Origin of the sequence: Lapidilactobacillus wuchangensis, assembly GCF_003946645.1 — a bacterium.
In the GTDB taxonomy this organism is placed as follows: domain Bacteria; phylum Bacillota; class Bacilli; order Lactobacillales; family Lactobacillaceae; genus Lapidilactobacillus; species Lapidilactobacillus wuchangensis.
Genome location: NZ_RHOU01000011.1, coordinates 32826 through 58185 on the forward strand (window position 1 = coordinate 32826; position 25360 = coordinate 58185).

General features: G+C 42.0%; 22 protein-coding genes. 17 read left to right on the top strand and 5 right to left on the bottom strand.

Annotated elements, in window-relative coordinates; translation table 11 throughout:
- The first annotated feature begins 26 nt into the window (after window positions 1-26).
- The 3 genes from EKM82_RS11545 (at window position 27) to EKM82_RS09005 (ending at window position 3093) form a co-directional block, all read left to right on the top strand.
- Window positions 27-203 (top strand): hypothetical protein, encoded by a 177-nt coding sequence (locus EKM82_RS11545; RefSeq protein WP_164508202.1) that lies wholly within the window; start codon window positions 27-29, stop codon window positions 201-203.
- Window positions 204-705: 502 nt separating this feature from the next.
- A complete protein-coding gene (gene glmU, locus EKM82_RS09000; RefSeq protein ID WP_125768239.1) occupies window positions 706-2094 on the top strand; it encodes a bifunctional UDP-N-acetylglucosamine diphosphorylase/glucosamine-1-phosphate N-acetyltransferase GlmU in 1389 nt (462 codons plus the stop codon).
- 33 nt (window positions 2095-2127) lie between these two features.
- Entirely contained in the window at window positions 2128-3093 is a 966-nt protein-coding gene (locus EKM82_RS09005) for a ribose-phosphate diphosphokinase (RefSeq protein WP_125646657.1), read from the top strand.
- An 864-nt stretch (window positions 3094-3957) separates the two neighbouring features.
- Here EKM82_RS09005 and mscL read toward each other — a convergent pair.
- The 3 genes from mscL to EKM82_RS09020 all read right to left on the bottom strand — a co-directional run bounded on the left by mscL (window position 3958) and on the right by EKM82_RS09020 (window position 6645).
- Window positions 3958-4389 (bottom strand): large conductance mechanosensitive channel protein MscL, encoded by a 432-nt coding sequence (gene mscL, locus EKM82_RS09010; RefSeq protein ID WP_125768242.1) that lies wholly within the window; start codon window positions 4387-4389, stop codon window positions 3958-3960.
- Window positions 4390-4463: 74 nt separating this feature from the next.
- Window positions 4464-5819 carry an HD domain-containing protein gene (locus EKM82_RS09015; RefSeq protein ID WP_125768245.1) on the bottom strand — a complete coding sequence of 452 codons (1356 nt, stop codon included), beginning with the start codon at window positions 5817-5819 and terminating at the stop codon, window positions 4464-4466.
- A gap of 16 nt (window positions 5820-5835) precedes the next feature.
- Window positions 5836-6645, bottom strand: coding sequence for a lipoate--protein ligase family protein (locus EKM82_RS09020; protein WP_125768248.1), 810 nt, complete (start codon window positions 6643-6645; stop codon window positions 5836-5838).
- Window positions 6646-7863: 1218 nt separating this feature from the next.
- On the opposite strand from EKM82_RS09020, the gene EKM82_RS09025 reads away from it, so the two are divergent.
- The 7 genes from EKM82_RS09025 (at window position 7864) to EKM82_RS09055 (ending at window position 16873) form a co-directional block, all read left to right on the top strand.
- Complete coding sequence (locus tag EKM82_RS09025; RefSeq protein WP_125768251.1) at window positions 7864-8292, top strand: DUF1934 domain-containing protein; 429 nt, start codon at window positions 7864-7866, stop codon at window positions 8290-8292.
- Window positions 8293-8335: 43 nt separating this feature from the next.
- Window positions 8336-9037: a DNA-directed RNA polymerase subunit delta gene (gene rpoE / locus EKM82_RS09030; RefSeq protein ID WP_125768254.1), complete on the top strand. Its 702-nt coding sequence runs from the start codon at window positions 8336-8338 to the stop codon at window positions 9035-9037.
- A gap of 248 nt (window positions 9038-9285) precedes the next feature.
- Window positions 9286-10899 carry a CTP synthase gene (locus EKM82_RS09035; protein WP_125768257.1) on the top strand — a complete coding sequence of 538 codons (1614 nt, stop codon included), beginning with the start codon at window positions 9286-9288 and terminating at the stop codon, window positions 10897-10899.
- A gap of 1130 nt (window positions 10900-12029) precedes the next feature.
- The gene (locus EKM82_RS09040) at window positions 12030-13352 is read left to right on the top strand and encodes a UDP-N-acetylglucosamine 1-carboxyvinyltransferase (protein ID WP_125768260.1); all 1323 of its coding nucleotides are present in this window, start codon (window positions 12030-12032) and stop codon (window positions 13350-13352) included.
- A gap of 97 nt (window positions 13353-13449) precedes the next feature.
- Entirely contained in the window at window positions 13450-13695 is a 246-nt protein-coding gene (locus tag EKM82_RS09045; protein ID WP_125768262.1) for a type B 50S ribosomal protein L31, read from the top strand.
- Window positions 13696-14347: 652 nt separating this feature from the next.
- Complete coding sequence (locus EKM82_RS09050; RefSeq protein WP_125768265.1) at window positions 14348-15442, top strand: D-alanine--D-alanine ligase family protein; 1095 nt, start codon at window positions 14348-14350, stop codon at window positions 15440-15442.
- 57 nt (window positions 15443-15499) lie between these two features.
- The gene (locus tag EKM82_RS09055; protein ID WP_125768268.1) at window positions 15500-16873 is read left to right on the top strand and encodes a UDP-N-acetylmuramoyl-tripeptide--D-alanyl-D-alanine ligase; all 1374 of its coding nucleotides are present in this window, start codon (window positions 15500-15502) and stop codon (window positions 16871-16873) included.
- 189 nt (window positions 16874-17062) lie between these two features.
- Here the strand turns inward: EKM82_RS09055 and EKM82_RS11550 are convergent, their stop codons facing one another.
- Complete coding sequence (locus EKM82_RS11550; protein ID WP_164508203.1) at window positions 17063-17299, bottom strand: hypothetical protein; 237 nt, start codon at window positions 17297-17299, stop codon at window positions 17063-17065.
- A 151-nt stretch (window positions 17300-17450) separates the two neighbouring features.
- Here EKM82_RS11550 and EKM82_RS11555 point away from each other — a divergent pair, with 151 nt between their 5' ends.
- The 6 genes from EKM82_RS11555 (at window position 17451) to EKM82_RS09080 (ending at window position 23503) form a co-directional block, all read left to right on the top strand.
- Window positions 17451-17645, top strand: coding sequence for a hypothetical protein (locus tag EKM82_RS11555; protein ID WP_164508204.1), 195 nt, complete (start codon window positions 17451-17453; stop codon window positions 17643-17645).
- Between the two features lie 297 nt (window positions 17646-17942).
- Window positions 17943-19532 (top strand): DEAD/DEAH box helicase, encoded by a 1590-nt coding sequence (locus EKM82_RS09060; protein WP_125768271.1) that lies wholly within the window; start codon window positions 17943-17945, stop codon window positions 19530-19532.
- Between the two features lie 1034 nt (window positions 19533-20566).
- Window positions 20567-20935: a holo-ACP synthase gene (gene acpS / locus EKM82_RS09065; RefSeq protein WP_125768274.1), complete on the top strand. Its 369-nt coding sequence runs from the start codon at window positions 20567-20569 to the stop codon at window positions 20933-20935.
- Complete coding sequence (gene alr, locus EKM82_RS09070) at window positions 20935-22068, top strand: alanine racemase (protein ID WP_125768277.1); 1134 nt, start codon at window positions 20935-20937, stop codon at window positions 22066-22068. Before acpS ends, alr begins: the two co-directional genes overlap by 1 nt.
- Before the next feature lie 102 nt (window positions 22069-22170).
- Entirely contained in the window at window positions 22171-22527 is a 357-nt protein-coding gene (locus EKM82_RS09075; RefSeq protein ID WP_125768280.1) for a type II toxin-antitoxin system PemK/MazF family toxin, read from the top strand.
- Between the two features lie 49 nt (window positions 22528-22576).
- Window positions 22577-23503: a DUF7916 family protein gene (locus tag EKM82_RS09080; RefSeq protein ID WP_125768283.1), complete on the top strand. Its 927-nt coding sequence runs from the start codon at window positions 22577-22579 to the stop codon at window positions 23501-23503.
- Window positions 23504-24387: 884 nt separating this feature from the next.
- Here the strand turns inward: EKM82_RS09080 and EKM82_RS09085 are convergent.
- Entirely contained in the window at window positions 24388-24807 is a 420-nt protein-coding gene (locus EKM82_RS09085; protein ID WP_125768286.1) for a MarR family winged helix-turn-helix transcriptional regulator, read from the bottom strand.
- Between the two features lie 69 nt (window positions 24808-24876).
- On the opposite strand from EKM82_RS09085, the gene EKM82_RS09090 reads away from it, so the two are divergent.
- Entirely contained in the window at window positions 24877-25320 is a 444-nt protein-coding gene (locus EKM82_RS09090; protein WP_125768289.1) for a GNAT family N-acetyltransferase, read from the top strand.
- Window positions 25321-25360 lie beyond the last annotated feature (40 nt).

The following is a 25360-nucleotide window of genomic DNA, read 5'->3' on the forward strand; positions in this document are numbered from 1 at the left end:
CTAGACTTTCCCAATTTGGGTGGTGGTTGCTGGGCGATTTTGAGGGCGTGGAACGCTGTGGCCGTCGATTTGAATCTGAACTGGTTTTGGACAAAGTAGCAGACAACTCCGTTGCGGCCGGCGGGTTGTGGAACGTTGCCGGCGTTGATTTGAGCTTATTGCTGCGCAACAATCTCAAATACAAGCCTTCTTCTAACCGCTAAAGCGGCAAGAAGAATTTGGCGACTGACAACCCGGCGGCCTCCACTACGTTTTGAGCTAATGTGGTCCACTTTAGATTTGATTGATATCAAGACAATACTAGTGAAACTAGTTGCCAATCGCTCAGCACCCACCTGATGAAACTAATAGAACTCAGCACCACTATTAGAAAAACAGATTGAAGTAAACTAACAGGCCTGTTTGACAAGCTTTCTGGAATTAAACCAGAAAATTGTCAAGCAGGCCTATTTCGATACTACTATTTAGTTACAATAGCAATTTGAAATTTGGTTTTCAAATGGTTCAAATCGATGTCGGCCGCGTTCCACAACCAGAAAGCCCGGAATGCAGTCAGAACCACTTCTGTTTCAAAACTTTAACTAAGTGTTAGTAGCTGAATCATCTCGACTCGGCCGTGAATTAATATTGAGAATTAAGGAGAGTTAAGTTATGATAAACTTGATATCCTTAAATTTAAATTGGTAGTGTGAAGGGAAGCTTATTATGACAGGGCGTTATACTGTAATTCTAGCAGCTGGTCAGGGTACCAGAATGAAGTCGAAATTATATAAGGTACTCCATAAAGTTTGCGGCCGTTCAATGGTCGATCATGTGTTAACACAAGTAGAACTCACTGAACCTGAACAAGTAGTCACCGTCGTTGGCCATGGTGCTGAAGCTGTGGAAGATTTACTAGGTGATCGGAGCAAGTATGCTTTTCAAGAAGAGCAATTAGGAACTGGTCACGCCGTTTTACAAGCTGAGGCCCAACTTGGCGATAAGGAAGGCATGACGTTGATTGTTAACGGCGACACACCGCTGTTGACGGCTAAAACGTTTGAAAAATTATTTGCCTATCATCAAGCTAAAGGCGCTAAAGCGACTATTTTAACAGCTCGGGCGGATGATCCTACCGGCTATGGTCGTATTATTCGCAATGATCTCGGTATTGTTGAAAAAATTGTTGAACAAAAAGATGCTAGTCGTGAAGAAGCCGCCGTGCATGAAATTAACACCGGTGTTTTCTGCTTTGATAATCAAGCGTTGTTTAAAGCGTTACATCAAGTTACCAATCATAATGCCCAAGGCGAATATTATTTAACTGATGTGATTCAGATTTTGAAAAACCAAGGCGAAATTGTGGCTGCCTATCAAACACCTGATTTTACTGAATCATTGGGTGTTAACGACCGCGTTGCTTTATCAAATGCGACGCGCATTATGCAACAACGAATCAACGAAGCGCACATGCGTAATGGTGTGACCATGATTAATCCTGAAACGACTTATATTGATGTGGATGTTAAAATCGGCAATGATACAGTGATCGAAGGTCAGGTTAATTTAAAGGGCCAGACGACAATTGGTTCTGATTGTTACATCGGTTCAAATTCAGAAATTGTGGACAGTAAAATTAGCGACCACGTTCATGTCACTAGTTCAACGATTGAGGAAGCTGAAATGGCTAGTGGTTCTAATATTGGTCCTAACAGCCATTTGCGTCCCAAGGCTAAAATCGGCCATGACGTTCACATTGGCAATTTCTGCGAAGTTAAAAATGCGACTATTGGTGATCGGACCAAAGTGGGCCATTTAACTTATGTTGGTGATGCGACTTTAGGTACCGACATTAATGTTGGTTGTGGTGTGGTATTCGTCAACTATGATGGTGTTCATAAGTTCCATACGAATGTTGGCAGTCATAGTTTCATTGGCAGTAATTCAAATATTGTGGCCCCAGTTGAAATGGCTGATCATAGCTTCGTTGCTGCTGGCTCAACGATTACTGATGATGTGCCGAAGCATGCGATGGCTATTGCTCGAGCACGTCAAACAAATAAAAATGACTATTGGGACAAATTACCGCTTGCCCAAGACCCGGAATGGCATTAGAATTAAGGTAGTGCGTATTCTTAGGAGGAAACAATGACAACTGAATCAAAGCTCAAGATTTTTGCTTTAAATTCCAACAAACCCTTAGCTGAGAAGATTGCCGCTGCTGTTGGGGTGCCTTTAGGTAAGTCCTCAGTAACGCGTTTCTCTGATGGGGAAATTCAAATTAACATCGATGAAAGTATTCGTGGCGCTGATGTCTTTTTAATTCAATCGACTTCAGCTCCTGTCAATGATAATTTGATGGAATTGTTGATTATGATTGATGCCTTACGACGAGCTTCTGCGAAGAACATTAATGTGGTGATCCCATATTATGGTTATGCTCGTCAAGATCGTAAGACCCGCGCACGGGAACCAATTACGGCGAAATTAGTCGCTAATATGTTACAACGTGCTGGTGCTGATCGGATTTTGGCATTAGACTTACATGCACCTCAAATTCAAGGATTCTTTGATATTCCGGTCGACCATTTAGTTGGTTCACCATTATTAGCGGATTATTTCTTGCGGAATCATTTGAATGAAGATGCCGTTGTTGTTTCACCTGACCATGGTGGTGTTGGTCGTGCTCGTAAACTTGCTGAATTTTTGAAAACACCAATTGCGATTATTGATAAGCGGCGGCCACGTGCTAATGTTGCCGAAATTATGAATATTATTGGTCACGTTGAAGGCAAGCGGGCAATTATCATTGATGATATGATCGATACTGCAGGAACCATTACTTTGGCAGCCCAAGCATTAGTTGATGCTGGCGCCACTGAAGTCTATGCTTCTTGTACTCACCCAGTTCTTTCTGGCCCTGCAATTGAACGAATCACTAATTCCCCAATTAAGAAGTTAGTGGTCACCGATTCAATTAATCTTCCTCAAGACAAAATCATTGATAAAATGATTCAAGTTTCAGTTGGCCCATTAATTGGTGATGCCATTAGCCGAATCTACAATGACGAACCAGTGAGTCCTTTGTTTGTAACTCGTTACCAACAAAAGTAACGTTTAATCATAAAAATTTACTTGTAACAACTAACAAAGCCTGTTTGACAAGTTCTCTGGATAAAGCCAGAAACTGTCAAGCAGGCTTGTTTTGGTCGCTCCCTAGTTAGTGACGGCAGGGGCCGAGCGATTTAGAGGGTGTGGAACACTGTGGCCGTTGATTTGAAACTGAACTGGTTTTGGGCAAAGTAGCGGACAACTCCGTTACGGTCGGCGGGTTGTGGAACGGTGTGGGCATCGATTGAAGCTTATTGCTACGCAACAATCTCCAATGCGAGCCTTATCCTAAGCGATAAATCGCCAAGGATAATTTCACGCCTGACACCCCGGCGACCTCCACTACGTTTTGAGTTAAGTTAGGCCACTTTAGACTTTCTTGATATTAAGTCAGTATTTATAAAGTTGGCTGTCTATCGCTCGGCTTTTGACAGATGTAATTACCGAAATAAATCGTTACTTTTGGAAAACTAAATTATTGTAAATTAATAACCCGATTGACAAATCTCTGGAAAACCAGGAACTGCCAATCAGGTTATTTTTGCGTCGCTATTTAAGTGTAATTACAATTTGAATCGGATAGAGTTCTTCCACTAACACTAAATTAATAATCAACAAAGAGTGAAGTGTACCGCATTAACTCCAGACGGCGTGGAGGGATCTTGGCGTCAGCCGCGAAATTATCGTTGGTGCTTTAGCACTTACGATAAGCCTCGAATTGAAGACTTTTGAAAAAAGGCTTCAATCGATGGCCGCCGCGTTCCACGCCAAGCAGCCCGGAACAGAGTCAGACACCATTCTGTTTCAACACCTTCACCAGGTCTTATTGCTTTTGCACCTTCATGCGATGCCGATTTAAATCATTCACTACTTCGACGAATCAGTTTTGCCAGGATGTTGTGCCAATTTTTCAGGCGCTGTTTCTTGACTCGCTAATAAGTCACGAATTTCTTTCAAATATTGTTCTTCTTGGTTGACTTCGATGGCTTCTTCATCAGCCTTGGTCTTGCCAAGTTCGCGCAGTTTATTGAAGGATTTAACAATTAGGAAGATGACGAACATCATGATCAGGAATTGAATTAAATCATTCAAGAAAGTACCAATCGTGAAACGAGCGGCACCGATTTTAAAACTAATTGATGAGAGGTCCACAGAATTGGTAAACATCCCAATTAATGGACCGAGAATATTCTTAGTCAAGGAGGCAACCAAACCGTTGAAAGCTCCACCAATTAAAACACCAATGGCCATATCAACGACATTACCTTGCGAGACAAATTCACGAAATTCTTTAAACATTTTGCCACCTCTTTAAAATGATTTTGTGGGACGATAATTAAATGATTCAATATTTTGCTAGAATACACAAGTTTTTAGTCTTCGTGAGGATCAACCAAATAATCATTACGTAAGTATTTCTGGAACTTCTCGTACAATGGTTCGAACAGCTGTAAGTCACCTGATGGTTTCACCATTTCTCGAGGGAAGAAGAAACGTTCATCGCCGGTACTTTTGCCAGTGATGGCCGCAACGATGGGGCTGACGGTTGATAATTCTTCCAAGGTACCGTCTTTTTCAATAATTTCAATTTGAGTTTTCGGTTCTTTAGAAGAAGGATCGTAAGCATCATAGGGCAAATCGTAGCTGTCATTGATGGCCGTGTAATAATCGGGATTGAAACCAGCTTCTTCAATGATTTGTTTCAGTTCGGGAATTAAAGCCCGAGTTTCTGGTGTGAACCGCACAGATTTAAGTGGTCGGCGGTCTAAGAAACGCGAAACCAAGTCCCGCAAAATATCATCAGGATGATCACGCCACAAAGTAAAGTAAGTAGTTAACACACCATCATCTAAGTGAAGATAGTCCTTCAAGGTGAAGTCATTTTCTAAGAAGGGAATCAGTAAGGTTGGCTTCTGATCGCCAGTTAATTGGCCATGTTCATATAAATATTTGGCGCGATGAAGTAATTTGTTGAGAATGACTTCCATCGCTCGACTAACAGGATGAAAATAAACTTGTTGATACATTTGGAAACGACAAACGATGTAATCTTCCACGGCGTGCATCCCGTTGGCTTCAAAAGCAATCCCATTCCGGTAAGGTCGCATGACTCGCAAAATTCGAGTTAAATCGAACATGCCATACTTAGTACCGGTATGATAAGCGTCACGCAGCAAGTAATCCATCCGATCAGCGTCGATTTGGCTACTGATCATTTGTACAACTTGAGGATTGGGGTAAGTTTTACCAATGACGCTGGCTACCTCTTCCGGAAATTCGGGACTGACGCGCCGCAAAACTTGATTGACCTCAGTCTCAGGTGAAGTCAGAATTTCGCGGGTGATTGCCTCGTGATCAGTGTTGAAAATGTGTTCAAAAGTGTGGGAATAAGGGCCATGGCCAATGTCGTGTAATAAAGCGGCACACATTGCCACCAGCCGTTCATGATCATCCCACAATTCTGTACTACCATTAGTTGAAGGATAGTTGCGTTCAAAGTTATCGCAAATTTGTCGGGTGATCTCGTAGACACCAACAGAATGGGTGAAGCGAGAATGTTCGGCACCGTGGAAAGTATAAGAAGACGCGCCTAGTTGCTTGATCCGGCGTAGACGTTGAAATTCCGAAGTATTGATTAAATCTAAAATAACTTGATAAGTGACATGAATATAGTTATGAACGGGATCACGAAGCACTTTATCACGTGGTAACATACTGATTTCTGACATCGGCAAACTCGTCTCCTTAAAGAATTGATTGATTATAACTGGCTAAATTCTGCCAGGCTTGTTGCTGTTGTTGTTTAAAATTCGGCTGCTGACAAAATTGCTGCCAAGCAGTGGTGGATAATTCATGCCCAGCTTGCCGTAAAGTTTGGCTCAGCTGTTGTTGAGCGAGGTCGACAGTCAGGGCTGCTGGCAAGAAATCCGCCAAATTAGCCATTACCTGAGGATCAATCTCTGGGAAATCTGGCGGCTGCCCCTGACTTGCCCGATAGAATTGAGCCATCAGTTCACTGCGCTTTTGTTGGGTGCCGGTGACACTCAAGTAGAGCATAATTGCCGTGGCACCACGACTACGGCGCTGAGCAATACCGGCAATTTTACGCCCGGCAATACTTAAATCGTAGGTGCCAGGACAATAAGATTGGCTAATTTCACCAGTTTGAATGGGTAAAGTCGGCCAACATGATTGCACCAATTCGCTCATCAGCTGATAACCCTCAGTAATCGTCAGCTTAATCGTTGCCGGCAAACATAGCGAAACATTTAAAACACCAGCATCACTTACGACCCCTAGGCCACCAGAATTGCGATAAAAATAATGCCAACCTTGTTGCTGCAGCAAATTCAGGCCAGCAGTTATTTGCGGCAAGCGTTGGTCACGTAAGCCTAAAATAACTGTTTGGGGCAAAGTCCAATAATGGAGCAATGGCCGTTGAGTTTGATTGACGAACTGTAACAATAGTTGGGTCTCGGCAAAAGGTAACCAGCGATCGGCAACTGAATAATCTGTCTGATAAAAATCAAGCAACTGAGGCAATTCGTTTAACATTATTCCACCACATTATTGAAAATTTATTGGACTATGTATAGTATAGCTTAATCGAGCAAAACTGCGCAAAAAAATAGTTTTTTTTAGCAATCAATGCTATTGATGATGCGATTAAACAGAATTGAGTTTGACTGCATTCCGGTCTTGCTGGCTATGGAACGCGATTTGATACAGATTGAAAACTAAGACAACAACCAGTGAAGATGTGGAAACAGAATTAGTTCTGACTCCATTGCGGGCTCTTTGGTTGTGGAACGCTGCCGGCATCGATTTGAACCAAGTGAAAACCAAAGTTCAAAAGAGTCAAAACCCTGTCAAGATGAATAAACAAAATTGCGTCTGACTCTGTTCCGGGCTGCTTGTCGTGGAACGCGGCCGACACTGATTGATGCCAATTAAAAACCAAATTGTCATCAATACAGGTCTTATTGTAAGTGCTAAAAGCACTAACAATAATTTGGCGGCTGACGACAAGATCCCTCCACGCCGTCTGGAGTTGAACCGCTGCACTTTATCTTTGCTAGTGCTTGAGGCACTAATAGTGGGAATAATCGACTAACTTCAAACTGTTATCACAAACAAATAGTTGGATTGTCAAACAGACTTATTAGTTTACTTCAATCTGATTTTCTAAATAGTGATGATCAGTTCTACTAGTTTCATCAGGTGGGTGCTGAGCGATTGGCAACTAGTTTTACTAGTATTGTCTTGATATCAATCAAATCTAAAGTGGACCACATTAGCTCAAAACGTAGTGGAGGCCGCCGGGGTGTCAGTCGCCAGATTCTTCTTGCCGCTTTAGCGGTTAGAAGAAGGCTTGTATTTGAGATTGTTGCGCAGCAATAAGCTCAAATCAACGCCGGCAACGTTCCACAACCCGCTGGCCGCAACGTAGTTGTCTGCTATTCAGCTCAAAACCAGTTTGAATCTAATGCAAAGTCCACAATATTTTCAAGCCCTCAAAATCGCCCAGCAACCGCCACTCTAGCTGGGGAAGTCTTAGCGCAATTCAAGAATCTTTATACTAGTGCAGTTCGATGTCATTTTGATTGCTCAACCGCTACGGTTACTGACTAAGACACAAATTATCAATATTGTGAAATGATGGCTGTCCAATTTAGCGGTGGATTTTAACTTGCAAGTTATTTCTGGCGCCCTTAAAATGAGGCAAGTAGCTTCAATAATTAGTTGCCGTAAAATTAATAAGGGGATGATTGCTTGGCGACGCATACACCAGTACACGTACAACTTACCACGCGCATTGACCAAGATGGGACTGTTGAAACACGGCAGTTCAAGGAAACTGGTGAAATTGTGCAAAAGGGCGAGATTGTTTATTTGCGTTATCAAGAACATCAAGCCGATCAATCCGTGGTGCCAGTCACATTTAAAATTCAGACCGATCAGTTGTTACTGACACGCGGTCCGGTAGAATTACGCTCACAATTACAATTTCAAACGCAACAAACCACAGTTGGCCAGTACCAAACGCCATATGGCAATTTAGTAATGACAACGCAAACTAACGACTATCAAGTTCAGCTAGATTTGCCTAATCTAACGGGGAGTGTGGCGGTTGATTATCAGCTTTTCAGTGGCGACAACTTGCTGGGAAAATATGAATTACGATTGATTTTCAATAAATAGACGAGTATTATTAAGGATAGACTGCTGAAAGGATGTGTCCCCAATGGAATTAGACGTTTTTGCGGGCCAAAAAAAATCCGAATTATCGATGATCGAAGTCGCTCACGCTATTTTAGAGGTGCGCGGTGAAGCAATGCCATTTGCTGATCTCGTAAACGAATTACAAAGTTATTTAGGTGCCAGTGATACGGAAATCCGGAGTCGCTTAGGCCAATTTTATACGGATTTAAATATGGATGGTAGCTTTATTTCTTTAGGTGAGAACGTTTGGGGTCTCCGGGAATGGTATTCATATGAATCCATTGACGAAGAAGTCAACCATCCTGAAGATGATGAAGAACGTCCGCGCAAGAAGCGCCGTCGTAAGGTTAATGCCTTCTTAGCTGATGTCTCTGATGATGATGACGTCATTGATTACAATGATGATGATCCTGAAGATGACGATGATAATGATGACGACGAAGACGATGCTGAGTCAAATGATGACGATGAAGATGATGAAACAACGACCAAATCGAATGACTTCAAGAACAATCTGAATCAACTTGATGAACCAAGTGATGATGACGACGATGATAATGAGTTAGACGATGGTATTGAAGGTCAATTATCTGAATTTAATGATGATGAGTTAGTTGATAATACGGATGCCGACTTCAGTTCTGATGATGATGATGAAGATCAGGATGATGACGAAGACGACGATGATGATAGTGACGATAAAGACAAGGATAGCCAAGATTAATTTAGAAAATCTGCAAAATTTCCTTGACGTTGCCCTGATTTTTCGGTAGGATATTTTTTGGGCACCTTAGTTTTTATTAAAACGACGATTATGCTGCAAGCTCCCTATTCTTGGAATAGGGGGCTTGTTTTAGTTTTGAAGAGTGCGTTGGCAAGGGGAGGTACTGCTTGCCATAGCACGTTTCAAGATCATTGTTTTAATAATCGTTTCAGGCCAACCTCGTGGAGAAAAATAGAAGGAGTGTCAAAATGACCAAATATATTTTTGTGACTGGTGGAGTTGTTTCATCTTTAGGTAAAGGAATCGTTGCTGCCTCTTTAGGCCGACTTTTGAAAAATCGGGGCTTGAAGGTTACCATGCAGAAGTTCGACCCTTACATCAATATCGACCCCGGCACAATGAATCCGTACCAACATGGTGAAGTTTTTGTTACCAATGATGGCGCCGAGACTGATCTAGATTTAGGTCATTATGAACGCTTCATCGATAATGATCTTAACAAATACTCAAACGTTACAACTGGTAAAATTTATTCTGAAGTCCTTCATAAAGAGCGTAAAGGCGATTATAACGGTGCAACTGTCCAAGTTATTCCTCATATTACTAACATGATTAAGGATCGCATTATGCGGGCGGCGAATACCACTGATTCTGATGTGATCATTACTGAAGTTGGTGGGACCGTTGGTGATATTGAATCATTGCCATACTTGGAAGCTTTGCGCCAAATGAAATCACAAGTCGGCGCTGAAAATGTTATTTATATTCATACGACTTTGATTCCTTATTTGCGGGCAGCTGGCGAAATGAAAACGAAGCCAACACAGCACAGTGTTAAGGAATTACGTGGTTTAGGTATCCAACCTAATATTTTAGTCGTGCGGACAGAAAAACCAATTTCTCAAGATATGCGTGATAAAATCGCGTTATTCTGTGATGTTGATCCAGAAGCGGTCATTGAATCACGGGATGTTTCAACTTTATATTCAATTCCGTTGAATTTACAAAAGCAACACATGGATCAGATTGTCTGTGACTATTTGCATTTAGACACGCCAACTGCTGACATGACTGAATGGCAGAAATTGGAAAATCGGGTTCAACATTTGAACCACAAAACTAAAATTACTTTGGTTGGGAAATATGTTGAACTGCAAGATGCCTATATTTCTATTACCGAAGCATTGAAGCATGCTGGTTACATGTACGATTCAGATATTGAATTAGTCAAAGTTCAAGCTGAAGATGTGACTGAAGATAATATTGCTGAATTAATGGGCGATACTCAAGGTATTCTTGTACCTGGTGGTTTCGGTAATCGTGGTCTTGAAGGTAAAATTACCGCCATTAAATATGCCCGCGAACACAACATTCCTTTCTTAGGCATTTGTTTAGGGATGCAAATGGCTTGCGTGGAATTTGCCCGGAATGTTTTAAACTATCAAGATGCTGATAGTACTGAAGTTAATCCCGAAACAAAACACCGCATTATTGATTTGATGGCGGATCAAGCTGATGTCGAGAATATCGGTGGTACCTTACGTTTAGGTTTGTACCCATGCAAATTGAAGAAGGGTTCCGTTGCTGCAGCAGCATATGGTAATCAAAGCGTCATTCAAGAACGTCATCGTCACCGTTATGAATTTAATAATCAATATCGTGAAGAAATGGAAGCTCATGGAATGGTCTTCTCAGGTGTGTCACCTGATAACCGTTTGGTTGAAGTAATCGAATTACCTAAGCAGAAATTCTTCGTGGCCGCACAATACCATCCTGAATTCTTATCACGGCCAATGCGGCCAGAAGGTTTGTTCAAGGCCTTCGTCAAAGCTGCTTCAGATTTACCAGAACATCCATGGTAATGTAGTGCAGTTGATTTGAATTGAAATTTGTTTTGGGCAGAGTTGTGAACAACTCCGTTACGGCTGGCGGGTTGTGGAACGCGGCCGGGATTGATTTGAGCTTACCGCTGACGCAACAATCTCAAATACAACCCTTATCCTAAGCGCTAAAGCGCCAAGGATAATTTGGCGGCTGACAACTCGGCGGCCTCCACTGCGTTTTGAGTTAGGCTTGTCCACCTTAGATTTGCTTGATATCAAGGCGAAGCTAGTGAAGATAGACGCCAATCGCCCAGCAACTGCCTTGATGAAACTAACAAAACTCAGCACCACTAATCAGAAAAGCAGATTGAAATAAACTACTAGGCCTGTTTGACAAGCTTTCCGGATAAAACCAGAAACTGTCAGATGGGCTTTTTGAATACCGCTGTTCAGTTATGATAAGAATCAAAATCAAGTTGATTAGTCCCAACACAATTGTCTCAAGCACTAACAAAGTTGTAGTACACAACCTCATCTCCGGACGGCGTGGAGGGATCTTGTCGTCAGCCGCCAAATTATTGTTGGTGCTTTAGCACTTACAATAAGACTTGTATCTGAGACTTTGTGTAACAATCAGATCAACGTCGGCCGCGTTCCACGACAAGCAGCCCGGAACAGAGTCAGACGCAATTTTGTTTATTCATCTTCACAGGGTTTTGCCGATTTCAAACTTCGTTTTGCAATTGGCATCAATCGACGCCGGCAGCGTTCCACAACCAGCAAGCCCGGAATGGAGTCAGACTCAATTCTGCTTCAAACTATCGTCAGGTTTTGAGCCAGTCGTGTGGTGGAATCAGCAATTATCAAGGTGAAAATATTTATTTACAGAAAGTTTAAGTATTTGGCAACTGTGTCAAGTCTTGATTTCAGGCGTTACGGCGTTATATCAAAGTGATTACAGACCAAGTGATTGCCCTTGTATTTTCAGCAAAAATTCTTTATCATATGTAATGATGACTCGTTGGAATTTATCAACGCATCTGAAGTGATTTTGACTTCAATACTCGTGAACGTTTCTATGAAATAAATTTAAAACTGACTTTTTTACTTAAATAATAATAAAAATATTTTACTAATTGACTGATTAAAGACGATAAGGAACCTGCCACATGAAAAAAATGATTATTCACGGGGGAAAGAAACTTTCCGGTGAAGTTGCAATTGATGGTGCTAAAAACAGTACAGTTGCCATTATTCCTGCTGCAATTCTCTCGGAATCCAAGGTGAAATTGGATAGTGTTCCCCATATTCAAGATGTCGACAATCTACGGGCGATTTTGGCTGACATGAATGTTTCTTCGACCCTGGATGGTTGCTGTTTAGAAATTGATCCCACTCACATTATTTCCAAACCATTGCCAAATGGTAAAATCAAGAGTTTACGTGCTTCTTATTACTTTATGGGAGCGTTGCTAGGCCGCTTTGGTCGCGCTATTGTTGGCTTACCTGGTGGTGATGATATTGGTCCTCGGCCAATTGATCAGCATATTAAGGGCTTTGAGGCATTAGGCGCGACTGTTAGCAATGAACATGGGGCAATGTTCATTCAAGCGCCAGATGAAGGCTTGCACGGTGCTAAAATTTATTTCGATATGGCTTCCGTTGGTGCAACAGTCAACGTTATTTTGGCTGCTGTTCGTGCAACCGGGACTACAATTATCGAAAACGTGGCTAAAGAGCCTGAAATTATTGATTTAGCGACCTTCTTAAACAACATGGGCGCTCGGATTCGTGGCGCCGGAACGGACACGATTCGAATCGAAGGCGTGCCACATTTGTATGCCCAGAATTCTCATACCATTATTCCTGACCGGATTGAGGCAGGCACTTATTTGTCGTTGGCTGCGGCCGTCGGTAATGGCATCACCGTCAAGAATATTATCAGCGAGCACTTGGATTCCTTCTTAGCAAAAATGGAAGAAATCGGCGTCCAATTTGATATTGTTGAGGATAGTATTTACGTTTATCCCACTGGTGATCTGAAAATGGTCACCATTAAAACCATGCCATATCCGGGCTTTGCTACTGACTTGCAGCAACCAATCACGCCACTGCTTTTGAAGGCACAAGGGGAAGGCATGATTGTTGACACCCTTTATCCACGGCGGGTTCGTCACGTCCCTGAATTGGTGAGAATGGGTGCTAATATTTCTGTTGAAAATGATGTGATTTTGTTGCATCACACTGACAAACTTCAGGGAACTGATGTGAATGCTGATGAAATTCGTGCTGGTGCTGCTTTAATGATTGCCGGATTAATGGCTGAAGGCACCACGACGATTCATAAAGTTGAAAATATCCTGCGTGGTTACGGTGATGTTGTTCAAAAGCTCCGTCAACTAGGCGCTGATGTTTCAATTGTCGATGAAGAAGCTGTTACAACTGATGAAGACACCGACTCAGTTGCAGTTTTAGAGAAAAAAGCATTGTAATAGCGTTAGGTTCATGCTAATATTATTTATTGTCAGGTTATCTACGTAAATTGGACTCTAGTGTAGCAAATACATTAGGGAAAAGGAGTAAGAAATTATGAAAAACGGTATTCATCCAGATTATCACAAAGTAGTTTTCATGGACTCAGCAACAGGCTTCAAGTTTGTTTCTGGTTCAACTAAAAACTCTAAAGAAACAATCGAATTTGAAGGCGAGACTTTGCCATTAGTTCGTGTTGAAATTTCTTCTGATTCACATCCATTCTACACTGGTAAGCAAAAGTTTACTCAGGCCGATGGTCGTGTCGATCGTTTCAACAAGAAGTATGGTTTGAACAAGTAAGCCAAACTTTCATTTGTTTAAAACTAGGTTCTTGGTATTTTACCGAGAGCCTAGTTTTTTTATTGGGCTTTTTTAATGACGATTTAAGCAAAATATGCTGTAGTTACTTGAAAAAAAACTTAATTTAGAGTATTTTTATAGTTTCAAGACTGTCATTTCTAAATCAATTATTGCGAGGTGAATTTACTGCGTGATCATTGTGAGCCACTTGGCAGTGACTATTACTTGATGATCACAGGTTTTAAGTATTGCAACGATGATATTAAAAACATCAGGCTAAGCTTGCTGTGAACTTCCTGGTTGAAATGTGTTCGGGGCTGCAGCTGGCTATGCCTAACTTAATTATTTCAATGATCGGTTACACCGCTCATCAAAATAATTGAAGTTATGCTACGCCAGCTACCCGCAGAACCTCACACTCTGCTAAAACGTGTTCGGGGTGCCAGACTGCTATGCCTAATTTGATTATTTGCTCGATCTTGTTACACCAGCTCAATCAAATAATCGAAATTACGCTACGCAGTCTACCCGGCACCCCTCACACTCTGCCTATTGGCTATTGTTGGCTAAAAGGGTAAAATAGAGCTAATGTCAGGATTTGGACAGTTTGCTGTGCCTATGTTTAGGATGATTTTTAGGAGGTCAACAATTTATGAAACTTTACCTCATGTATGGTGGACGTACAGTTGAACATGATGTCACTGTGATGAGTACTCGTTCTGCTTTAGGGGCGATTGATTATCAGAAGTATCAAGTCATTCCAGTTTATATTACGCATCAAGCAGAATTTATTAAGGGCGCGCCATTAACTGCGCCAGTTGCTGATGAAATTAACTTGAAACTTGAAGTTGCTGATCATGCTGAATGGCAAGCAGCACCAGCCTTATCTTTAGGCACAAAATTTGATTTTGATGAAATTACTAATGAGAATGATGCCGTTGTTTTCCCAATGATTCATGGTACTTTCGGAGAAGATGGCACGATTCAAGGTTTGCTTGAAGTGTTGAATGTACCATATGTTGGTTCAGAAATTCGGGCTTCAGCTGTGGCTATGGACAAAATTATGTCCAAAATTATTTTCGATGAATTTGGGATTCCGCAAGTGCCATATGTCCCAGTTTTGGCTAACCACTTTGAAAAGGCCGCTGATAAACAAGCAATTGTTGATCAAGTAGCTGAAAAGCTTGGTTTTCCTGTTTACGTTAAGCCAGCAAATGCCGGTTCAAGTATTGGCGTTAGCAAGTGTTTAAATAAGGCCGAGTTAACTGCTGATATTGAGGCCGCTTTTAAGTATGATGATCGGGTTATCGTGGAATTTGCCGTGCATAAGGCTCGAGAATTGGCTGTTGGTATTTTAGGTAATAATCATCCTAAAGCATCGATTGCTGGTGAAATTGGTAAGAAACAAGATTTCTACGATTATGAATCTAAATTTGTTGATGGTTCAACTAAATTAATTATTCCGGCTGCTATTAACGGCGTACAATTAGCTGCTGTTCAAAAATATGCGGTCACGGCTTTTAATGCCGTTGGTGGTGCTGGTTTAACGCGGGCTGATTTCTTCTTGGCTGAAGATGGTCAAGTTTATATGAACGAAATTCAAACAATGCCTGGTTTTACTGAATTTTCGATGTATCCTTATTTGTGGCAAGCTAGTGGTGTTAGCTATCCAGAATTAATTGATCAGTTAATTCAATTAGGCTTAGAACGTTATCAAGTCAAACATCAGATTGCTGCGAATTTGTAATATTTAGTTATCGCTGATTTGAAATATGGGTATTTAATTGTGAGGTTCCTAGTTTAAATGAAAATGACATTATCTGAAATTGCGCAGGCAATTGGTGCAGTAATTCCAGAACAACAAGCAACACAATATCAAGAGACAGTCGTGACAAGCATTGCCATTGATAGTCGCAAGGCCCAGGCCAATAGTTTATTTGCGCCGCTGAAGGACCAACGCGACGGCCATGACTTTGTCGAGAATGCGAAAGCTGCTGGGGCAGTAGCCACTTTTTGGCAAACAGGTCATCCTAATCAACCAAGTGATATTATTGTGATTGAAGTTGACGATGTGTTGACGGCAATGCAATGTTTGGCGAAATATTACTTAATGAAGGTCAATCCTAAAGTCGTGGCAATTACTGGTAGCAATGGTAAAACCACGACTAAGGATATGACGGCGGCCATTTTAGCCACCCAACACAATGTGACCAAAACAATCGCGAATTTCAACAATGAGATTGGCGTGCCACTAACGATTCTAGCCATGGAAACCAATACTGAAGTTTTAGTCGTGGAAATGGGTATGGACCGTCCTGGTCAATTAACTTTCTTAAGTAATCTAGTTGAGCCTGACGTGGCCGTGATTACCATGATTGGCGAAGCCCATATTGAATTCTTTGGGACCCGCGATAAAATTGCCGATGCGAAAATGGAAATTACGAGCGGATTAAAAGAAGATGGGCTGCTGATTATTAATGGTGATGAACCATTGTTAACTTCGCGGGCGGCTGACTTTGGACCCCGGACTTTCGGGTTAGCCCACAGTAACTACCTTTATCCAGAAAAGGTTGAATTAACCAAGGATCATAGCGAGTTTCAGGTGAATCGTTGGCCAGATGTGACTTTTACGGTGCCGATGTTAGGCGAGTTCAATGTGATGAATGCCATGGCTGCTTTATTGGTCGGTCGGCATTATCATGTCCATCCAGAGAAAATGGCCCAAGCCTTGGCTCATTTTCAACCAACCGAAAATCGCACTCAATGGCTTAAAGGCGATGCCGGCGAAATGATTCTCAGTGATGTCTACAATGCTAATCCAACCGCTACTAAAGAAGTGTTACGCAGTTTCGTTAAGGTACCCACTGACGGCCGGCATATCATCGTCTTAGGTGATATGTTGGAATTAGGTGAGCGCGCACCTGAATTGCATGCTGATTTAGCAAGTGAGATCAATCCCCAACAAATTCAAGAAGTTTATTTGTACGGTGATTTGATTGCCTCATTGCAGGAACGCTTGGCGAAAGTTTATCCCGCTGCCCAATTACACTACTATCCGCAAGGGCAGCAACCTGAATTAATTGCTGCGTTGAAAGATAATGTTCATTTTGGCGATACTGTTTTACTGAAAGCTAGTAATGGCATGAAGTTAAATCAAGTATTAGCTGCTTTGCAATAGTTCGATTTTAAAACGGTGCTAACGGTGCAAAGTCTTCCTCAATTTGAAAGGTGGTTGCTGGGCGATTGAATGGGCGTGGAACGCTGTGGCCGTCGATTTGAAACGGAACTAGTTTCGGGCAGAACGGCGGACAACTCCGTTGCGGCCGGCGGGTTGTGGAACGTTGCCGGCGTTGATTTGAGCTTATTGCTATGCAACAATCTCAAATACAAGCCTTCTTCTAACCGCTAAAGCGGCAAGAAGAATTTGACGACTGACAACCCGGCGGCCTCCACTGCGTTTTGAGCTAGGCAAGTCCACTTTAGATTTGCTTGATATCAAGGCAATACAAGTGGGCATAGAAGGCAGCCAGCTGATGAAACTAGCAGAACTGATCACCACTAATGAAAAATCAGATTGAAGTAAACTAATAAGTCTGTTTGACAATCTTTCTGGAATTAAGGCCAGAAACTGTCAAATAGGCTTTTTGAATACTACTGTTTAATTGCGATAACAATTTGAGTTTAGTTGATTAGTCCTGCTGGAATTGCCTAAAGATCTAATCAAATTGAAGTACATTACATTAACTCCAGACGGAATGGAGGGCGTGGTTGTCAGCCGCCAAATTTGTCTTATTGCTTTAGCAATTAGACAAAGGCTCGTATTTGAAACAATTTGGTCTTTAATTGGTTCAAATCGATGCCGGCCGCGTTCCACAACCAGCAAGCCCGCAATGAAGTCAGACTCAATTCCGTCTCAACACCATCACCGGGTTTTGGACGTAAGCAGTTGAGTTAGCGACCAGTTCGGGGACCGTCTAAAATGAAAATGATTATTTGAAATAAACCGCCTTAATAAAAAAATAATCCATTTTCGAAAATTTGATGCGACAATCTTGCGTACGTTTTCAGAAAATGCATTGAAGTATTTTACTTGTGGTTTTCACGGTAAAATGTTAGTATATTAAGAACGCTCTATAAGTAGCGTTGAAGAAAAAAGTGATTGCAAACAGATATGTAAGTAGATTCATTTGTTGAGAAATTGTCTGCTGTGTTGTGATTGTTTTTTTCAATACAGAGGAGGACCTTTCTTGAAATTTTCAGAATTAAATCTTGAACCCGCATTACTCAAAAGTGTTGAGCGTGCTGGTTTTGACGAAGCAACACCAATCCAAGCCCAAACTATTCCATTAGTTTTGGCTGGCGATGATGTCTTAGGCCAAGCTCAAACAGGTACTGGTAAAACCGCCGCTTTTGGTTTACCAATTGCCCAAAAAGTTGACTTAGACGAACCAGATATCCAAGCATTAGTTATTTCACCAACTCGTGAATTAGCAATGCAAACCCAAGAAGAAATTCAACGGTTGGGTGGTATCAAGCGGATCAAAGCACAAGTTGTTTATGGTGGCTCAGATATTGGCCGTCAGATCCGTAATTTAAAGAACCATCCCCAAGTGTTGGTTGGGACACCAGGTCGTTTATTAGACCATATTAACCGCCGTACTGTTAAACTTGATCACATTAAAACTGTTGTGCTTGATGAAGCCGACGAAATGTTAGACATGGGTTTTGTCGAAGATATTGAAAGTATCTTGACTCACGTGCCTAACGAACATCAAACGTTATTGTTCTCAGCAACAATGCCTAAGCAAATTATGAGTATTGCTGAACGGTTCATGAAGGACCCACAAATTGTTAAAATCAAGTCAAAAGAATTAACTGCTGATTTGATTGATCAATTTTATGTTCGGGCTAAGGAATTTGAACGTTTCGATATTATGACTCGTTTGTTCGATGTTCAAAATCCTAAATTAGCTTTGATCTTCGGTCGGACCAAACGTCGTGTTGACGAATTAACTAAGGGCTTGCAAGCTCGTGGTTATAACGCTGAAGGTATTCATGGTGATTTAACTCAGCAAAAACGGATGAGCGTCTTACGTCAATTTAAGAATGGCGAATTACAATTCTTAGTGGCGACTGATGTTGCGGCTCGTGGCCTTGATATTAGTGGTGTGACTCATGTTTATAACTACGATATTCCTCAAGATCCTGACAGCTATGTTCATCGAATCGGTCGGACGGGCCGTGCCGGTGCTACCGGTGTCGCGGTAACCTTTATCGCTCCTAATGAAACGAGTTACTTACGTGGGATTGAAGACTTAACTCGGGTGCGCATCACACCGTTGAAGCCACCTACGGCTAAAGAAGCGCTTCATGGTCAAGTTCAAGCAGCTTTGAAAGAAGTTGCTAACATTGCTGAAAATCAGGACTTAGCACGTTTTGAAGGCGCTGCTAGTGATTTACTTGAGAAGTATTCACCAGAAGAATTGGCAGCAATTCTGTTACGTTCAATGGTAACTGACCCAAGTTCTGTTCCCGTTCATATTGCCCCAGAACGACCATTACCAAGTCGCAAGACTTCACGTAATAGTCGTGGTGGTAATGGCCACGGCGGTCATCGTAATGGCGGTGGCTATCGTGGTAACCGTGGCGGCAATGGTCGCGGCGATCATCGTGAAGGTGGTTATCGTCATGATCGCGATCGTGACCACGGTCGTCGTGATGGTGGTAACAGTGGCCGTAGTAGTCGCAGCAATAGTCGTGGTAACAACAACCATGGCAATCGCGGCCATGAAGGTTCTGGCAAGCGTCAATTTACGATTCGTAAGAATAACGACTAATCGCAACTGAACGATTTGCTTGTTTAAAATTAAAAGTAAGATTTAGAAGTTTAACTGACTTGGTGATTACTAAGCTGGTTGAACTTCTTTTTTTGTGGTCATTCGTCATCGAGTTATCTTTTTTGGGGATATAGGCAAAAGCTATTCTGTAAAATAAGCTAAAAACAGAATGGCGTTTGACTCTGTTCCGGGCTGCTTGGCGTGGAACGCGGCCGGCGTTGATTTGAGCTTATTGCCTTGCAACAATCTCAAATACAAGCCTTGTTCTAAGTGGCCCAGCCACTAAGAACAATTTGGCGGCTGACGCCAAGATCCCTCCACGCCGTCTGGAGTTGAGTTGGTTCACTTCATTGTTGTTAGTGATTAAGGCCACCTATTTTAGAGTTGCTCAACTTTGTCAGAATGATGTTAAGTTTGAACAGAAAACCAAAATAGTTTGATTGAATGTCTCAATCCTTGAAGTACATTGAATTCTTCAGCCTCAGAAAACTTGTCAATCAAACCATTAATTCTCAGCAATCTGGTTTTCCAAACAGTGGTAATCAGGGCTGATAGTTTATTTCAGTGGTGGCTGGGCGATTGGCGTCAGATGTGAAATTATTGTTGGTGCTTTAGCACTTACAATAAGCCTCGAATTTGAGATTTTCGTAGAAAAGCTCAAATCGACGGCTACGTCGTTCCACGCCCGCTTAATCGCCCAGCCACCACCACGTCCTAATTGGGTAAGTATTGGCACTGTTTTGTCTCACAACGTTTTAATCGCTGGGTCCCTGCCCATGCTGACTAGGGAGCAATCTATAAATTTACTCGGGTCACAATTAATAATTTCATTGGTTTTTAAAACTTCAAATTCATAAATGAATTTTATTCACCTTTAAATAGCCTGTGTTTACTTAAATTAATGATAAGGCCATGCTATAATAAAAAACGACTTCAACGTTAAGCGTCCTCGATTGGTTCGCTTGGCGTAATTAGTCGCTCTTAGTCGCAGAAGAGTGTAAACTAAGAGTAAATCAGCGTAAGGGGAGTCAGTCATGATTTATGGTGTGGGAATTGATTTAACTGAAATCGCCCGAATTCGGCAGGCAGTGGCACATAATCCACGGTTTGTTGATAAGGTACTAACGCCGGCAGAAATTGCTGCCTATCAGCAATTAACTGGTCCGCGGCAATGGGAATTTTTAGCTGGTCGTTTCTCAGCCAAAGAATCTTATAGTAAGGCTTATGGGACTGGCTTAGGTCGCGTCGGCTTGTTAGACGTGACGGTTTTAAATGACGAGTTAGGTAAACCGGTGGTGACGGCGCATCCTTATCCGGGACGAGCGTTGGTGTCGATTTCCCACACTGCAACCTTAGTGATGACTGAAGTTATTTTAGAAGAAAAGGAAAAGGGTAGAGACTAATGCAAACATCATATTTACGACCAACTTATGTAGAAATTGATCAGGAAGCAATTTATCAAAATGTTCATCAGGAAAAAGAACGTTTGCCACAAGGGACAGATTTATTTGCGGTAGTTAAGGCTGACGCTTATGGTCACGGTTTGTTGCCAGTTGCCCGAGTTTGCCGCAAAGCTGGCGCTACCGGCTTCTGTGTCGCAACCCTTGATGAGGCTTTGGTATTGCGGGACGCTCAAATCGTGGAACCAATTTTAGTTCTGGGGATTACTAGCTTCCAAGAAGCCGCAATTGCTGCTAGTCAAAATATTTCGTTAACTGTTGCTGATGAACATTGGTTACAAGAAGCTGTTAAAGTATTGGATCAAACCCCAAGCCTGCCACCATTGGCCGTTCATTTAGCCGTTGATTCTGGCATGGGCCGGATCGGTTTTACTGAGCCAGAAGCGTTACGAATGACGGCCGAATATTTACAAACAAAGCAAGCAGAATTTGATTTTGAGGGTATCTTTACTCATTTTGCTACGGCTGATCAAGCTGATGAAACTTATTTCAAGAAGCAAGTCGCTAAGTTCAAAGCCATGGTTGCTATCCTGCCAGAACGGCCACATTATGTTCACGTTGCTAATTCAGCAACTAGCTTGTGGCATGCTGACCTGGTTTCGAATATGATTCGTTTCGGAGTAGCCATTTATGGCTTGAATCCTTCAGGAACAGCTTTGAAACAGCCTTATCCATTGAAACCAGCTTTGTCATTATACAGCGAGTTAGTTTATGTTAAACAAATTCATGCTGGCGACGGGGTCAGTTATGGCGCGACGTATATTGCTAAAAAAGATGAATGGATCGGCACCTTACCAATTGGTTATGCTGATGGCTGGTTACGCCGGATGAGTGGCATGACCGTGTTAATTAATGGTCAGCGTTGCCCAATTGTTGGTCGTGTTTGTATGGATCAAATGATGGTCTTACTACCAAAAGAATTGCCAGTCGGCACTAAGGTAACACTGATTGGTAAAGATGGTGATGATGAAATTACCATGCAAGAAGTCGCAGATTATGCCCACACGATTCATTATGAAATTGCTTGTGGTTTGAAGAATCGAATTCCACGACACTATCTACCATGTCACGCCTAAAATGTTATATAATTAATTTAATGGTAAAAGCCGCCAGACAATTGTTTGGTGGCTTTTATTAATTTCTAAGTTGAGCTGACTCAACTGATTGGAGGTGAGGCAATGGAACAAACAATTAAGCGCGGCGATATTTTTTTCGCTGATTTATCGCCAGTGATTGGTTCTGAACAGGGCGGTATGCGGCCGGTGTTGATCGTCCAAAATGATGTGGGCAATCACTATAGTCCCACCGTGGTCGTGGCAGCCATTACTGCCAAAATTACCAAGCCAAAAATGCCAACTCATGTGGGCATTACCCACGATAACGACGGCATCGAACGCGACTCGGTGATTTTGTTGGAACAAGTGCGAACGATTGATAAACAGCGACTTAAGGAGAAAGTCTCGCACCTAACCGATGATAAAATGGCAGCCGTTGATCGTGCGTTAGCCATTAGTGTCGGTTTGGCTGAAAATTAGTGATTACATAGATAGATTAATAATTGTTCAATTGAAAAGGATGTTAATTGTGGTTAAACGATTACTTAGCGCCAACTCTTCTGAAATTCTGGCAATGTCAGCGACCGAATTAAAGGCGGCCATTCAAGCCAACGAAGGCCGCACGATTCTGTCAGAAAATGTCGTGGTTCATGAACCATTGGCTGAAACAATCACTAACGCCGAAGTTGCTAGTGCGTTTGGGGCCGACTTGATTTTGTTAAATCATTTTGATGTGCAACATCCCTTTGTTTTAGGATTAAATGATGGTGAAAATAGTTTGGCCAATGTTCATGATGATCCCGAAACGATTCATAAGTTGAAACATTTAATTGGCCGACCCGTTGGCATCAATTTAGAGCCGATTGACGAGCAAGCACCGATGCTATCCGATAAGTTAGCCATCGATTCAGGACGGCAGGCGAATGCGGCCACCGTTAAAAAAGCTGCTGAGCTAGGCGTTGATTTTATTTGTTTGACGGGCAATCCTGGGACGGGTGTTGATAATGCGGCAATTATTGCCACCTTACGAGAAGTTCGGGCTAATTTCACCGGTTTGATTATTGCTGGGAAAATGCACAGTGCTGGTGTCAATGAACCAATTATTGATCAGCAAGTATTGGCAGCTTTAATTACTGCCGGCGCTGACATTATCCTGGTGCCAGCGGTGGGCACAGTCCCAGGATTTACGGCGATTACGTTAACTGCAATCGTTGAACAAGCTCATGCCAGCGGCGCTTTAGTGATGTCGACTATTGGTACCAGTCAAGAAAGTGCCAGCACCAGTGTGATTGAACAGATCGCCCTGCAGAATAAAATTTGTGGTGTTGATATTCAACATATTGGTGATGCCGGTGCAGCCGGCATGGCGCCAGTCGAAAATATTCTGGCCATGAGCAAAACTATTCGCGGTCAACGCCATACGCTCAAACAAATGGCCCGTTCGATCAATCGGTAGTTAATCAAAGATTAAAATCTGTTAAGCGTCAAAAACTGAATTGCTTTTGACTCCAGTGTGGGCGCTGGTCGTGGAACGCAGTAGGCAATTTGAATCTAAACTAGTTTTAGGCAGAATAGCGGACAACTCCGTTGCAGCCGGCGGGTTGTGGAACGCTGCCGACATTGATTTGAGCTTATTGCTATCGCAACAATCTCAAATACAAGTCTTCTTCTAACTGCTAAAGCAGTAAGAAGAATTTGGCGGCTGACAACCCGGCGGCCTCCACTGCGTTTTGAGCTAGTGTGGTCCATTCAATTTTTTGTCGAATAACGAGGCAGTACCAGCAAAATCCGTACGAACTGTCCAGTAGCCACTCAATGAAACTAACGGCATTGATCATCACTATTTAGACAAAACAGATTGTAGGAACTAACAAAGCCTGATTAACAATTTCTCTAGGTAAACGAGAAATTATTAATCAGGCTGTTTTTGTCCGCTATTCAAATATAACAATAATTGAAATCTAAATATTCTGGCCAACTATGATTGCATTGATAGCTAGCAAAAGTAAAGTGCACTATCCTAACTCCAGACGGAATGGAGAGCGTGGTTGTCAGCCAATCGGTTTTTATTTGCGTAGGAACTTGCGAGAGGCAGCCAAATTTGTCTTATTGCTTTAGCAATTAGACAAAGGCTCGTATTTGAAACAATTGTGGTTTTCAATTGGTTCGAATCGATGCCGGCCGCGTTCCGCAGCCAGCAAGCCAGCAATGGAGTCGGACGCAATTCTGTTTAGCGTTTTAATTTTTACAAGTTGAAGAAGTACGATTTAAAAATTAAAAATAAATTTAGTTGTAAATGCAACATCAAGACAAAATGGTGGTAAAATAGTGCTATCGCAATTACAATTGCTGATAAATTTTATTTAATAAATTAGTTAGAGTCGTTAATTCAGTGGGATTTAATTCTGTTAAGGCATGGTGAATATAATCTGCCTCGATTTGCGCAATCAGGGGATAAGTGGCTTGCCCCTTGGTAGTTGGCAAGAGATGTTTGAGCTTCTTGTTTTTAGGGTCGATCTCTTTGACAATATAGTCGTCATCCTCGAGCCGTTTTAAAGCGCGACTCAGTGTGGTTTTGTCAACGCGGACTAATTTAACAAGGTCAGTTTGCGAAATACCGGCGTTTTCAACAATCCGAATCAAATAAAGGAAAAGATTATTGTCTAATCCTAAATCTTTGACTTGTTGATTCACGCTGGTGGTCGATTGTCGAGCAATTGCACCAATTAGGCGATATAGTTGCGTATCAGCTGTTACCATTGAAATCGCGCCTCCCGAATTATCTGAATTAACTACATTATAACTGATTATTTATTGTGGGGTAGTTTTATGTGGCAAATTAAGAAAACTGCGGCGTTAAGCAGTCTTGAATTATTAGCGATTTTGAAATTAAGAATTGATACTTTCGTGGTGGAACAGCAGCGAATTTATCCGGAAGTCGATCAAAATGATCAACAGGCCTACCATTTATTTACTACTGATCCGATTGATGGCACCATCATTGCTTATGCCCGGGTATTTATTGATCAGGATGACCAGTTGACTTTCGGGCGGGTGCTGGTGAATCCTCGTTATCGCGGTCACGGCTGGGGCAATAAATTAGTTGCTGAAATTTTGGCTTTTTGTCAGGAGCACTGGCCACAACGGGCGATTATGATTGAAGCTCAGGTGCCAGTCAAAAGCTTGTACGAGCATTTCGGTTTCGTTAGTCAAGGACAACCGTTTATCTTTAATCATACGCCTCATGTGGAGATGCGCTATCAAGCGTCGTAATTTTATTAGTGCATCAAAAAAACAGGGTCGTCAGGACACG